At 33.8% G+C, this 14,078-nt stretch carries 9 protein-coding genes; 2 read left to right on the forward strand and 7 right to left on the reverse strand.

Annotation, left to right across the window (positions count from 1 at the left end):
- Nucleotides 1–19 precede the first annotated feature (19 nt).
- Nucleotides 20–4,432: a translocation/assembly module TamB domain-containing protein gene (locus tag M0051_RS03235; RefSeq protein ID WP_306740101.1), complete on the reverse strand. Its 4,413-nt coding sequence runs from the start codon at nt 4,430–4,432 to the stop codon at nt 20–22.
- Nucleotides 4,433–4,624: 192 nt separating this feature from the next.
- On the opposite strand from M0051_RS03235, the gene tsaD reads away from it, so the two are divergent.
- Entirely contained in the window at nt 4,625–5,647 is a 1,023-nt protein-coding gene (gene tsaD, locus M0051_RS03240; protein ID WP_306740102.1) for a tRNA (adenosine(37)-N6)-threonylcarbamoyltransferase complex transferase subunit TsaD, read from the forward strand.
- A 53-nt stretch (nt 5,648–5,700) separates the two neighbouring features.
- Here the strand turns inward: tsaD and M0051_RS03245 are convergent, their stop codons facing one another.
- Both M0051_RS03245 and M0051_RS03250 read right to left on the reverse strand, forming a co-directional pair.
- Nucleotides 5,701–6,144, reverse strand: coding sequence for a hypothetical protein (locus tag M0051_RS03245; RefSeq protein WP_306740103.1), 444 nt, complete (start codon nt 6,142–6,144; stop codon nt 5,701–5,703).
- 65 nt (nt 6,145–6,209) lie between these two features.
- A complete protein-coding gene (locus M0051_RS03250) occupies nt 6,210–6,752 on the reverse strand; it encodes a class IV adenylate cyclase (RefSeq protein ID WP_306740104.1) in 543 nt (180 codons plus the stop codon).
- 43 nt (nt 6,753–6,795) lie between these two features.
- On the opposite strand from M0051_RS03250, the gene M0051_RS03255 reads away from it, so the two are divergent.
- Nucleotides 6,796–6,930, forward strand: a complete 135-nt coding sequence (locus M0051_RS03255) for a hypothetical protein (protein ID WP_306740105.1) — start codon at nt 6,796–6,798, stop codon at nt 6,928–6,930.
- An 88-nt stretch (nt 6,931–7,018) separates the two neighbouring features.
- Here the strand turns inward: M0051_RS03255 and M0051_RS03260 are convergent, their stop codons facing one another.
- The 4 genes from M0051_RS03260 to M0051_RS03275 are packed head-to-tail and all read right to left on the reverse strand — an operon-like array spanning nt 7,019 to nt 13,791.
- Entirely contained in the window at nt 7,019–7,585 is a 567-nt protein-coding gene (locus tag M0051_RS03260; protein ID WP_306740106.1) for a chemotaxis protein CheB, read from the reverse strand.
- Nucleotides 7,585–8,427, reverse strand: coding sequence for a protein-glutamate O-methyltransferase CheR (locus M0051_RS03265; protein WP_306740107.1), 843 nt, complete (start codon nt 8,425–8,427; stop codon nt 7,585–7,587). Before M0051_RS03265 ends, M0051_RS03260 begins: the two co-directional genes overlap by 1 nt.
- Before the next feature lie 3 nt (nt 8,428–8,430).
- On the reverse strand, nt 8,431–10,023 hold the full coding sequence (locus tag M0051_RS03270; protein ID WP_306740108.1) for a response regulator: 1,593 nt from the start codon (nt 10,021–10,023) through the stop codon (nt 8,431–8,433).
- A gap of 18 nt (nt 10,024–10,041) precedes the next feature.
- A complete protein-coding gene (locus M0051_RS03275; RefSeq protein WP_306740109.1) occupies nt 10,042–13,791 on the reverse strand; it encodes a response regulator in 3,750 nt (1,249 codons plus the stop codon).
- Between the last annotated feature and the right edge of the window lie 287 nt (nt 13,792–14,078).

A 14,078-nucleotide genomic window follows, 5' to 3' on the forward strand; every position in this document is an offset into this window, starting at 1 on the left:
GAGTGAATTTAAAGCAGTTCTATTCTGCTTTATCCTTTTTATTGTCCTTGTTTTTATTGCCTCTTAAAAAGCTCATGTATTTTTTGAATAGCCCAGAGAATGTATTAAAATCCTCTTTGTAAAAAATACCTATTCCTTGTGTATTTCTAGACTCCTCGTAGACCAAATATTCATTTGATCGCGTGAATGCTTTTAACTGTAATTTTCCTTTTTTATCCAGTTTAATATTCACATCCACATCACCAACAATATCATTGGCTCTTTCTTGGCTGTTACTAGTACCAACATTACCGTTGATGGTTACCTTATCGTCGAAAACCTGGGTTGATAGAGCGACTTGAATTTCATCGCTGGTAAGATTATCGCCTGGACGATAACTTACACCAATATCAAAATCGTTGCTAATTTGGCTTAGCCAATTGGATAGTTGGTTGGATAGTAACTCACTGGTAGTAACACCAACGGCATAACTCGAGTTTTTGTTTTCGAAATCGGGATCAGTTGATCGAAGATATTCAGGTGTGTAAAATCTATTTAAAACCAAAAGAGATAGAATTTGTTTATTAGTCTCATCTTCTGTAGAAAACAAGCCTTCAAGAATACTCTGTGTTTGCTGATCTAAAGTAGGAAATGCAATGTTAAATTTGATGATTGGATTTTCAAGGTTTTGGCTAAGGTTCATGTTACATTGAACTGGAATCTTTCTGTTGATGTCTATGTAAGGCGTATTCAACAGCAGGTCGTACAAGGTTGTTTTAACGTTGTAAACTGCATCGATATTAACAGTAGCGTTGTAAGGATCGCCCGCCCATTTTATATTTCCACCATTTGAAAGGTCGAACTTTTTGTTAATTACATTCTGCAAGGTGAAAAGGTAACTACCTTTTTGAATGGTGTAGTCACCAAAGATCTTAAATTCCCCTTTGGTATCGATTTCTAGTTTTAGATTTCCATTTCCTTTGGCTTTAAGAACATCACCAATCTGTGAATCAAAAATAATTTGAATGTCAGTTTCAGGAGTAATTTCAAGGTCGCAATTCATACGAATTCCGGATAAATCAATTTTGTATTCCTCTTCTTCAGTATTTGGATCTGTTCTGTTGGTATTTATAAAAGTGATAAAATTACTTTCCTGAATGTCGCCATTATTGTTTATGGGAACATAAACCCTTGTGTTTTTATCCGTTTTTGCTCTAATTTCTATTTCCAGATCATCAATTGGCCCAAATAGGTGTGTGATACCTGTTACATATGCTTCGCCATAAAACAATTCATTATCGGATTCTTTTGTGTCCAGAACATTAAAGTTTACAGTATTTACTGAAAGATCTAGTTGAAAATTATTGAATTGCTCATGTGTAATTGCTCCAAATAGTAAAGCAGATTGATCATTTTGATCGTTAATTGTGAAATTATCGAATCGGAGTTCGCCAGGCATTATGCTAATGCTATCATTACAGTGATATGTAGTTTTTAGTGCATTTACAGTAAATTCGGCTTCATCAAATTTCAATTTCCCAACTGGCTTTAAATCATCAGTACGACCTTCGATATGTACATTCCCTGATGTGTTACCTTTGATATTAGAGATGTTTTCCTGAAGATAAGGATTTAACAGTTCCATTCTCATTTTATCGATATTGATATCCATATTTAAAGAATCAGAATCTGGGAAATATCCTCCAGTTATCTCTAACTCTTTACGCGATGAGAAATCTGTAAATGATGAAAAACTTAACTTCTTTTGATATTTATCCCAATCACTAATAAGGAATAAATTGCCTAGAGTATCCTGATTAAGGATTAAATCCTCAATCATTACGTTTGAATTGGATAGCCTGTCACCATAGAAGTCCGAAACCTGAATATATCCTTTAACAGTACCATTGATTCCAATATTTTGTTTTCGCGTTAAGTCATTTAAATTCTTCAGACTAATGTTTTGAATTCTGAAGTTTATACTGTCATTGGGATTGTTTGAGATTTTGCCATCTAAACCAAAGAATTGATTCTCGCGAGAAATTTTAAAATTATCAATTTCATAACTGGTACTATCGATAACAATTCGAGATTCGGGAATAGACCATATGCTATCAGCCATAATAATTGTGCTTGGCAGCAAGCTAATATCCCATTTTACATTTTCTGATTTTTTTGACTTCTCAACTTCGCCTTCTGCTGATAAAAATCCACTATATGTAACTTTATCCCAATTGTTCCAAAGTACATCGAGTTTGATTTTATTTTTTTCAGCAATTAATTTTTGAGACAGGTTGTACAACCCAAAACTATCAGAGAATTTAAGCTTATTGGTTCTTCCTTTTAAGGTAAGTTTATCACTATTGGTACTTAAGTCAACTTTTAATTCATCAAAAGATTTTCCTTCTACTACTAGTTTTGGAGTTTCAAAATGAAGGTTCAATTTACGATCCACAGCAATTATTTCACCTTCCAAATTGGTTTCTGGTGCAATGCTAAAATTAGGGAACAACACCGAAGTAATTGGTTCTGTATCCTTAAGTTTTAATTGAAACTTAAAATTATTGGTGCTATCTATTTTTTCGTATTCTTTATCAGGAGCATAGGCAGGCAAATAGTAATAGGCAAGGTTGGCAATGGAGGATATTAATTTACCAACTTCATAATTTCCTTCAACTTTAGCATCCGAAACATCCGAATTTAAGATCATTCTTTTGAATTCCGGAGACGTAAAAGAGTTAATGGTAAATTTATTCAAAAGGAATTCGCCTAAGCTATTCTTATAACTGGTGTTGTTAATTTCAATAATACCATTGGCATTATCAAAACTACTACCAGTAAAGTTTGCATTAACAGACAAGCTAAGTTCCGCTTTCTGATCGCTTGTGTTTAAATGTAATGGAAATAGTTTTGCATGAGTTAGGTGAGAACTAAAGTTCATTGTTGGAATCTCTTGAGAGAAATCCACCTTACCAGCAAAATCAAAACCTATGTTAGGGTCTTCAATCGAAACTTTACCATCAAATTGTGATTCCGAGAAGAAACCGTTCAGTGTTAAGTTTTTGTATTCGTAATCGTAAAAGTCAACTTCACTAATGTTTCCTTTCATGATTCCTTGGGTGGTTTCAGGTGAAGTGAAGCCACTAATTGAAACATTTAGTGAGATTTTACCCACTTTTTCCTGCCCGATTAATCCGCCCAGGTTAAAATTTTCTGTTCTTAAATCACCATTAAAATCCAGCTTGTTATTTCCTTGATTTGGTTTAAACAGAATGTCGGTTTTCAAATCTCCCAATTCGGTATTGAAATTTCCATAGAACACAAAATCATTGATGAAACCATTAAATTTTCCTTTGTATTGTATCAATCCAAGATTGTTAAAATAATCTGGCAATTTAAAATGTTCTTTTGAATAGCCAGGAATATAAACCTTTTCAATATCTGAGATACTAGTGGTTAACTCTTTAAAATCGGCTTCAAGGTAGGTGTCACTCAGGTATGGCAATCCATTCATATAAAACCTTCCCTTCAAAGCAGTGTTGTTGCCATATGCAATATCAATATCTCGTCCTCTTAGGTCAAAAATAGTACCATACAGTTTCCCTGATAAATAACCTGTTTCTCTAAAACCCAACAGTTTTTCATTGAAATAAGCCAGATCTAAAAAGCTTATTCTTGAAGATTTAAGCAGGAAATCGAGTTGCATTTTTTTTGTGAACTTAGCCCAATATTTTTTGTGTGGTTCATAATTGAAATAAAGATGTTCTGCTACTAATTTACTATGTTCTGAAATAATGTTCACATCAGACAATCCCCATTGATGGCTGGTAAACCAATTGTTGGCTTTAAAATCTTTTAATACAAACCCTGATTTTTCTTTACAGCTAAGATGTTGTAGAAAAAACCCAACGGAATCGCCTACTACTTTTATGTTTCTGGCCTGAATGTTTAGGTCAGTAACAAAAATGTCATCATAGTTCATTCCAAAGTCTTGCGGCACGTAATCAATGGTTTTATACCCAAAACTCGAGTTTTCCATATCAACATTTGCCACTGATATTTCCCATGATTTTTGATCTGTCCCCTCAAGCTTGGAAGAATTGCCACTTGATAAGGAATCTATAAATACTTCGATATTTAAGTTCCGTTCTTCATCTTCGTAAAGGTTGAAGAAGGTTTTAGAAAGGGTAAGTTTATTAATGTAAATCTCTTTTTTGCCAAAACTAAACGAATCAATCTTGGCTTTTAAGTTGTCAATGTAAATTAAGGTATCCTGTCTGTAATCCTCAATATACAATCCTTTTAAAACAATACTTTTAAAGGGAGAGATGTTTACTCCTTTAATGCTAATTGGCGTGCGAGTTTGTTCCGACAAATAATTTGCAATTTTCCTGCTTACATGAGTTTGAACTGTACTGCTTAGGAAAAGCAAATACATGATGCAGGGAATCATAATGATAACTGCTACAGTCCAAATTGATATTTTGAAAAATTTTTTAATAATTTTGCCGTTTTGTGAGTTGCACAAAATTAGGTAAAAAGAAGAAAAAAGTAACAACATTAAAGGGTGATTGGGAGCTTTTTTGATTTTTTTAACTATTGGTAGGATAAATCAATTTAATTGCCCGACATAATAAATAAAAAGATGAGTATAACTATTCTTGGAATTGAATCATCATGCGATGATACTTCCGCATCGATATTAAAGGATGGAATTATTTATTCCAACATTATAGCCAACCAAACGGTACATATGGATTATGGTGGGGTAGTGCCAGAATTGGCTTCGCGTGCTCATCAGCAAAACATTATACCTGTTGTGCATCAAGCTATGGAGAAAGCAGGGGTTACTGCCGATGAAATTGATGCAGTGGCTTTTACAAGAGGACCAGGTTTGTTAGGCTCGTTAATGGTGGGTACATCATTTGCAAAAGGATTTGCAATGGCAAAAAATATTCCTTTGATTGAGGTGAATCACTTGCAAGCTCATATTTTGGCTCATTTTATAGATGATTTAAAAAATACTTACGATCATCCAGAATTTCCATTTTTGGCTTTGCTAGTTTCTGGTGGTAATTCGCAAATCATTGTTGTAAAGGATCATTTGGAAATGGAAGTAATTGGTGAAACCATTGATGATGCAGCAGGAGAGGCTTTTGATAAGTGTGCAAAGGTTATGGGATTGCCTTATCCTGGAGGTCCGATTATTGATAGAAATGCGAAACAGGGAAATCCACATGCATTTGAATTTAGCAGACCAAAAATTCAAGGATTGGATTACAGTTTTAGTGGTTTGAAAACTTCTTTTCTATACTTCATTCGAGATAAAGTGAAAGAAAATCCAAACTTTGTTCAGGAAAATATGAATGATTTGTGTGCATCTTTGCAGTATACGATTGTAGATATTTTAATGAACAAGGTTAAAAGAGCAGCTCGCGAAACGGGAATTAAGCAGGTTGCCATTGCTGGTGGAGTTTCGGCGAACTCAGGGTTACAAAATGCACTACACGAAGCTGCTGAAAAATTTAACTGGAAGGTTTATGTTCCTCAGTTGGGTTACTCTTTGGATAATGCGGCCATGATTGCTATAACAGGTTACTTTAAATATTTAAAGAAAGAGTTTGTGGGGCAGGAAACGGCTCCATTTGCCAGAATGACAATTAAATAATCATACAGATCATTTGACATAATATAAAACGGAAGCTTTTTAGCTTCCGTTTTTTATTCGGTAATGTTTAAATAGTTTTTCAGAACTGATATAGAATGATCATTAAAGTGGACTAAATCAAGAATTAATACCTCCTTGTTTTTGAGCTTTAGTTTCATTTTGTGATTTTCTATTTTAATATCATTGATATCTTTCAGGTATACCTTTATTTCTTTCGAGTGCCATCCTGTTTTGTACTTTAGTTTTCTAGAATTGATGGTAAGGTATTCTTTAGGGTACAAAAACTTACATCCCCAAAGCAAACCAACAAAATAAACAGCCACAGTACCAAGAGCAAAGGTTAGATAGTTGCCATGTGGTAGAAAATTAAAATACCTGTTAAAAACATACAGCAATATTGCCGAAACCATAAAAGCAATCGCTAAAGCCAACTGTTTTCCTCTGGCTTCATTGTTATTGATTTTGTGGTCTCTGATGTCGAATTCGAATTGGAGCATTTTTAGTTTCTTAAGAGTCTTCCCCTAAAGTTACTAAATAACCAAGTTTTAATAAATAAAAAATTTCATTCCTCAATTAAAATCTGGTTGAATAAACTGTTTTGTTCCAATAAATCGCTATACGATTGAGAAATCAAATCCTTGGCATTTATTTCCAGTAATTTGATATAGAAATTGCATTGTTCCTGTAGCTTTGCCTTCGGGATATTTCCATTCATATCAATGGCTTCAATTTCTACAAATTTACCAAGTCCTTTTACATCATCAATATGAAATTTTACATTCTCGATAAAATAGATTTCTCTTTTTTTATCTACTACGCACCTACTTCCCATCGCTTTTTCAAGTATCTCTTTTAAAGTAGAATCAGTTTTGGTTTGGTACAAGTTCACCCTACTTTCTCTTGAACCCTTTGTGTCTTCACGAAAATAGTGAATCAGGTTGTTTTCAATTTTTCCTTCACGCAATTTTAAACGTCCCGATTTGGCATGAAAATAGGTGTCAATTTGATGATCAACTCCTTTAAAATCGGCGTTATTCGATTTTAAAATTTCACGAACTCTATCTTGGTTTTTACAGTGGGCTTTAATTTCTACAGTTACTGGCATCTTTTCGTATTTTGCTTTTAATATGTCCGAAATATCGTAAAAAATGATCTTAATTGAAGAATTTAGCTTGGTAAAAGAGAATGAAAAGAAATCGGTAATGCGATTGTTTTTATGCGAAACAGCTTTTATGATGATTCTATATCGTTCTACTTCAGTGGAAAGGTGCAGAATGTTTTAGCTTGGGCAATTTTTCTTAACAGAATTGCCTTTCAAAAAGTTTTTGTATTGATTTACTCTGGTGGAAAGAAGTATGAGTTTTCAGCTTATTAGTCTTGTGCCGATAACTCAATAAGCTTGTTACTAATTTCATTAAGCTCAAGCACAAAATCAACATCACATTTTGTTAAAGCGGCTTTGGGCATGATTGAAGCAACCGCATTTTCAGGATTTTCAACAAGGGTAGTTCCTCCGTAATCTTTAATGGCTTTAAGGCCATAGGCACCATCTTGATTAAGACCAGTTAATATTACACCAACCAATCTATTTTTATAAGTCCAGGCTGCTGATTCAAAAAGCACGTCGATTGAAGGGCGAGAGTGATGTACTTTTGGATCGGCCGAAAATGATATCGTTTCATCATTCTCAACCATCATGTGGTAATTGGGAGGGGCAAAATATACATAGCCTTTCTTGATTTCATCTTTTTCCTCGGCTTCTTTAATACAGAGTTGGCTTGTGCTGTTTAAATATTGAACAAACGAATCATTATTATTGTCGCCAATATGCAGTACTACAAGAATTGGGAGTTTAAAATCGGCAGGCAATGCAGGAATAATTGTTTTCAAAGCTTCCAAGCCTCCAAATGATGTTCCAATGACCAATGCTTTATTCATCAACCAATTTTCTTTTTAAAGATTTTTTGCTTGGAATCAATATCTACAAAGCTGTGCTCGTGTTGTGTAAATCGAAGCGATTCTTTCGATCCCAAACAAAGGTGACCACTATGAACCAAACTTTCATGAAATAGGTTTATTACTTTATTCTGTAGCTCCCGGTTAAAGTAAATCAGTACATTACGACATAAAATCAAATTTACCTCGGCAAATACATGATCGGTAACCAAATTATGGTCGGCAAAAACCACTTGCTTTGAAAGTGCCTGGTCAAACTTTATAGAACCATATTTTAAGGTGTAGTAATCGGATAGTTTTTCTTTGCCACCAGATTTAATATAGTTGCGCTGAAATTTATCCAATTCCTGGGTTTTATAAATTCCATGCTTGGCAATTTCAAGCACTTTACGATTGAAGTCAGTAGCATAAACCTGACATCTGTCCAATAAACCCTCTTCTTTTAACAGAATGGCAAGCGAGTATACCTCTTCGCCTGTTGAGCAACCAGCATGCCATATTTTAATAAAAGGATAGGTTTTAAGAGTTGGTACTACATTTTCTCGAAAGGACTTGTAAAAATCCGGATCGCGAAACATTTCAGTTACATTAATCGACAAGTCTTCCAATAAATCGATAAAAAAAGCTTTATCACGAAGCACTTTTTCTTGCATTTGTGAAATGGATGTAAAGTGACCAACAGACATTCTGTGCAATAATCGGCGCTTTACATGCGCTTTAGAATAATCCCTAAAGTCGTAGCTGTATTTTTGAAACACAGCTTCTAGAAACAGGGGAATTTCTATATCGATATTATCAATTACCAAAGACTTGTTCTGCTCCATTCTTTAGGCTATGCTTTTGGTAATTTGGCTTAGAATTTTTCTTAATGCTTCCTCTTTGAATGGTTTACTAATAAAATCATTCATTCCAGCATCCAAACAAGTTTGTTTGTCTTCCACAAAAGCATTTGCCGTTAATGCAATAATAAAAGCCTTGTCTATTTCAGGATGATCAGCTTCATAGCTTCTTATTTTTTGCGTAGCATTTAGGCCGTCTAAAACAGGCATTTGCATGTCCATTAGAATTACCTGATAGTTATTTTCTTTTTGCATCTCGAATGCTTCCAGGCCATTTTTTGCTACATCGCACTGTAGGCCCATATGGCGCAAAGTAAGAACTGCTACTTTCTGGTTAATAGGGTTGTCTTCTGCTACAAGAATTGATAATTGTCTTGGAATATCCACGTTTTCATTAATAAACATATCTGCCTCCTTGTCTTTGTATCCAAATTTTAGTTCAAACATAAACTCCGATCCAACACCTGGTTCGCTTTCCAAATTGATTTTACCTCCCATTAGGTTGGTTAAATTCTTTGAAATAGCTAAGCCAAGACCAGTGCCTCCATATTGTCGGGTTGTTGAACTATCTGATTGAGTAAATTCGTTAAATAGTTTTTTCTGTGCGTCTTTCGAAATGCCTATTCCGGTATCTTTTATAGTAAAAAACAAAGATACATATTGATTGTTTTTTTCGAGACATTTTACTGATATTAATACTGAGCCTTTATGTGTAAATTTAATCGCATTATTTGCGAGGTTCATTAATATTTGATTGAGTCTAAATGAATCTCCTAATAAATTCTTGGGTATGTCCTTGTCGACTTCAATGTTAAATACTATTCCTTTTTCAATTGCCTTAAAATTAAGTAAGTGGTAGATTGTGTCCGTTAGTTGATTTATATCGAATACAATATTCTCAATTTCGATTTGTCCGGCTTCAATTTTCGAATAATCCAGAATGTCATTAATGATCTGCAATAGGTTTTCGCCCGATGTAGTCATTACCTTCAACATGTCTTTTTGTTCGTCGTTCAACTCAGAATCCAATAGGAGTCTCGATAAACCCAGCATACCATTCATTGGTGAGCGAATTTCGTGAGACATATTGGCTAAAAACATCGATTTAGCACTTGTTGCCTCCTCGGCTTTTTGTTTTTCAATAATTAATTCTTCATTTTTTCTTTCCAGGTATTCTAAAAGTGTATCAAGCTCTTTTCTCTGTCTATACAGATCAAGAAATACCTTTACTTTTCCTTGCAGTATTTCAGGAATAATAGGCTTTGGAATAAAATCAACAGCACCAGTTTCAATTCCTTTGATAATGTGCAAATCGCTTTGATGTATGGCTGAAACAAAAATAACAGGTAGGTATTTCGTTTTCTTACGCTGACGCATAAATTCAAGTGTTTCGTACCCATCCATACCTGGCATTTGAACATCTAGAATGGCCATTGCGAATTCTTCTTTGAGAGTTTGTTTTAAGGCATCTTCTCCTGATTCAGCTCTCACAAAATTAACGTCAAAATCGCTTAAAACCCTTTCTAAACTTACCAGGTTTTCAATTTTATCATCTACGATTAATATTTTGTCCTTTTTCATTGGTTTCTAAAATCTTTTCTAATTATAAAGCCAAATTTTCAACATCGAGAACAATTTGTTTTCGTCTATAGGTTTCGATAAATAGTCATTTGCTCCTGAGGTAATGGCTTTCTGATAATCATCTTTCATGGCCTTGGCCGTTAAGCAGATGATTGGGACGTCTTTAATTCCAGGAGTTTTTCTAATAATATTCATAGCTTCATAGCCATCCATTTCTGGCATCATGATATCCATCAAGACCAAATCTATATTCTTGTTTTCTTTCAATACATCAATGGCAATTTTACCATTTTCAGCTTCGAGCACGTCCATTTCTTTCTCTTCAAGAATCTTGCCTAAAGCAAAAATATTTCTGATTTCATCATCAACAACCAGTACTTTTTTTCCTTTAAAAATGGAATCATCAATTTCGGTAACCTTTACTTTCGGGTTTTCAGGAGCTGTTGTTGCAACCTGGTGCAAGAACAAACTAACTTCATCCATTAGGCGTTCATCCGATTTTAATCCTTTTAAGATTATCGAATTGGTGTATTTGCTTAATTCACGGTGTTCGTCACGACTTAATTCTTTGCCGGTATAAATTATTGTATTCGGAATCTTGACTTTTTTTTCTGTAAGTTTTGCCAAAAGTTCATTTCCGGTAATATCTGGTAAGCCTAAATCCAATACAATGCAATCGTACTTTTGAGTCGAAATCAATTGCAGAGCTTCTTTTCCTGTGTTGGTTTCTTCAATTTGAACATTGGTTGGTGTAAGAATGCTCTTAATCAATTGTCGGGTTACATCATCGTCCTCAATTACCAAAATTTTTTGCGATTCGGTAAAAAGTTGAGTTTTCATTTTATCGATTGCCTGGGTAATATTTGTTGCATTAACAGTAGGTAAATCATTGATATTTCTTTCAAGAATTCCTTCTACCGGATTTATAATATGCATTGGAAGTTTTGAAGCATAAGCATGCAATCTTAGTGGATCGAGCACAGCTTCTCCTTTTTCCATAAGCAGGTCTAAACCAACAATAACTGCCGATGGCTGATGTGATTCTATGAGCTGTATTGCATCGGGAATATTGGCAGCTACCAAAGCATGAAAGCTATTGTTATGAATTTGATAATATAAATTTGTAGCTTCTTCCTTATTTGGATGGATAAGTACAACACTTGAACCATTTTGAGGCACATCTCTGTCATCGTCAATAAACTTAGGAAGTACAACTGCTTGGTTAGCATTATCTATTTTTATTTCTTCTTCCTTTTTAGTCGGATTGTTCTTGATTGATGTTTTAGTTGATTGCTTTACTGGAACAAAAAGAGTAAAGCTTGATCCTTTATTCACTTCACTTTCTAAGTGTATTTCACCACCAAGCATTCTTGCCAGTTCTTTCGAGATAGAAAGACCTAATCCTGTTCCACCATATTTTCTGGAAGTACTGCCATCAGCTTGTTGAAATGCTTCAAATATTGCTTCTTTTTTCTCTGGAGGAATACCTACACCTGTATCTGTCACGCAAATTGAACAAACTTCTGTCGATTTAAGATCATTTCTCCATAATTTAGAATCACCATTTACGCGTTGCATTGATACTCGAATAGAGCCTTTTGAGGTGAATTTAAAGGCATTGGATAACAGGTTTTTGATGATTTGACTCAATCTAAGTTGATCGGTTTCAATTGTATTAGGAAAATCATCAGAAACATCAACATGAAAATCGATTCCTTTCTTTTCTGCTTGATGTTTAAAATCCATTAAAATTTCACTCTTTACATCCAAAGGACTTACCTGTGCCATTTCAATGGTCATTTTTCCAGCTTCGATTTTTGACAAGTCTAGAATTTCATTGATCAATTGAAGCAAGTCTTTTCCACTTTTATTGATAATTTTTGCAGATTCAATATCTTCTGGCGTAAGATTTCCATTTTTGTTTTTTACCAACATTCCCGATAAAATAAGCAAGCTATTAAGCGGTGTGCGCAATTCATGCGACATATTGGCCAGAAAATCTGATTTGTATTGACTTGCTTGCTCAAGTTCACGAGCTTTTGTTTCCAGTTTTTCGTGAGCATGGGAAAGCCCTGAATTTTTTTGTTCAATTTCTTCTTTTTGAATCTCAAGTTGATTGGTTCTTTCTTCAAGCTCTTCGTTGGCAACTCTTAATTCTTCTTGTTGAACTTGTAGTTTCTTTTCGTTCTCGGTTAAGATACTTGTTTGTTCGGCAAGCTCTTCATTTGCAACACGAAGTTCTTCTTGCTGAACTTGAAGTTCGCTAGCTTGCTCTTGCGTTGTTTTTAATAATGTTTCAAGCTTTACACGTGCAAGAGTAGAAGCGATTTTAACTGTAATACTATCTGCTACAGCTTTTATAAAATCAATTTCCGGATTGGTAATGGTTTTACTTGCCGCCAGCTCCATAACTCCCCAAAGCACATTATTATAGACTAAAGGTACTAGAACAATATTGGTTGGTATCATTTCTCCGGTTCCGGAGAAAATTGAAAAATAATCAGCAGGAACATCTTTTATATGACCAAACTTATGTGTTTTGGCAGTTTGTCCTACTAAACCATGTCCAAGCCTAATATTTTTGTATTGATTTTTATCAGGAATCCCAACAGAAGCGGATAGGCTTAAGACTTCTTGCTCTTCAGAGTACACATAAATTGCACCTAATTCAGCCTTTAAGAAATCTGTCATATAATGTAATGCTTTATCTGCTACTTCATTTAAATTATGATCGCCTTGTAGCTCCTTATTTAAGTTGTTCACACCTGACCTGAACCATAAAGCTGCGTCATTTTGAGCTTTAGAATGTTTTAAAGTATTTACCATCTGGTTTAATGAAATCGATAATTCATCCTCATTTGATTTAGGAATTAAGCTGATTCCGAGGTCTCCGTTCGCTACTTTTTTAGTGTGGGCAACAACATTTTGAAAATCCGTTTGAATACTTTTAAAAGATTTGGCCAGTGCACCAATTTCATCTTGAGTTACAATACTTAACGGTTGGCGATAGTTTCCTTTTGCTATTTGGTGGAAATTATCAACCATTTCTTTTACAGGCATTGTGATTGATCTGGAAATGTAACGCGATAAGATCAGAAATAAAATACCTATTGATATAGAGATAATTAGCATTGCCCAAATTAGTGCTGAATTTATTTTATGGGATAAGAAATTAACTTCAAGACTAATATCGGAATAATGATTTTGAATAAACTCTAAATTTGATTGTAAACGGGTTATATCTAGTTTTTTATCACTTTTTAGGAGTTGATTTTTAATTTGTTCAGTTAGCTCTATAGTTTTTAGTGAGTGAATTCTTGAATTGTTCAACTCTTGGTTGTTGAGCATGTTTAATAATCTAAATCGAGATACAAAAAGAGTTGCATTTTCATATTCATGGTTGTATACTTCAGGAAATCTTTGGAACAAATAGCTTGCAATTTCATCATTGGTCTTACTAGCATAATCATCTTGTAATCTTAAAAAGTCTGATACAAGTTGGTTAGAACGATCAATATAAAAAGCAGATAGCTCTCTGTATTTAGTTTCTTTGGTAAGTTGATATTGGTAAAAATTATCAATACCATTTTGCAATAAACTTTCATGCTCGCGCAAGCCATTAATTATGATGTTCAGTGTACTGCTGGTTTTAAAGAAAAAGTTTGAGGTTAAGCTTAGTACCAGAATACTTAATAAAGTTAAAATCGTTAAAAGTAGAAGTTTGGATTTTATACTCCAATCCCTAAACTTTCTGATGATAAAATGCATAATATCTTTGTGTATTTGAGTTTTAAGTGTTAAAAAGAGATTTGATTTTTTTAATCTCGGTGATGTTACGATTTTTCTAGTGAATGGTTACTTTTTTAGTGTGAATAAATGATATTTTTCCGTAAATTTTAATGCAAGGTTAAAAATGTCTTTTTCATTTGGTTAGAATTATAGAAATTATACAAAAGCCGACAAGTATTTTGTTAATAAAATGTTATTAGGTTTGGATAATGAATAGATATGCAATAGGTTTGTTAAAAACAAACAAAATCAAACAACTAAATTAA

It is taken from the genome of Marinifilum sp. D714 (assembly GCF_030851345.1).
Lineage (GTDB): Bacteria > Bacteroidota > Bacteroidia > Bacteroidales > Marinifilaceae > Marinifilum.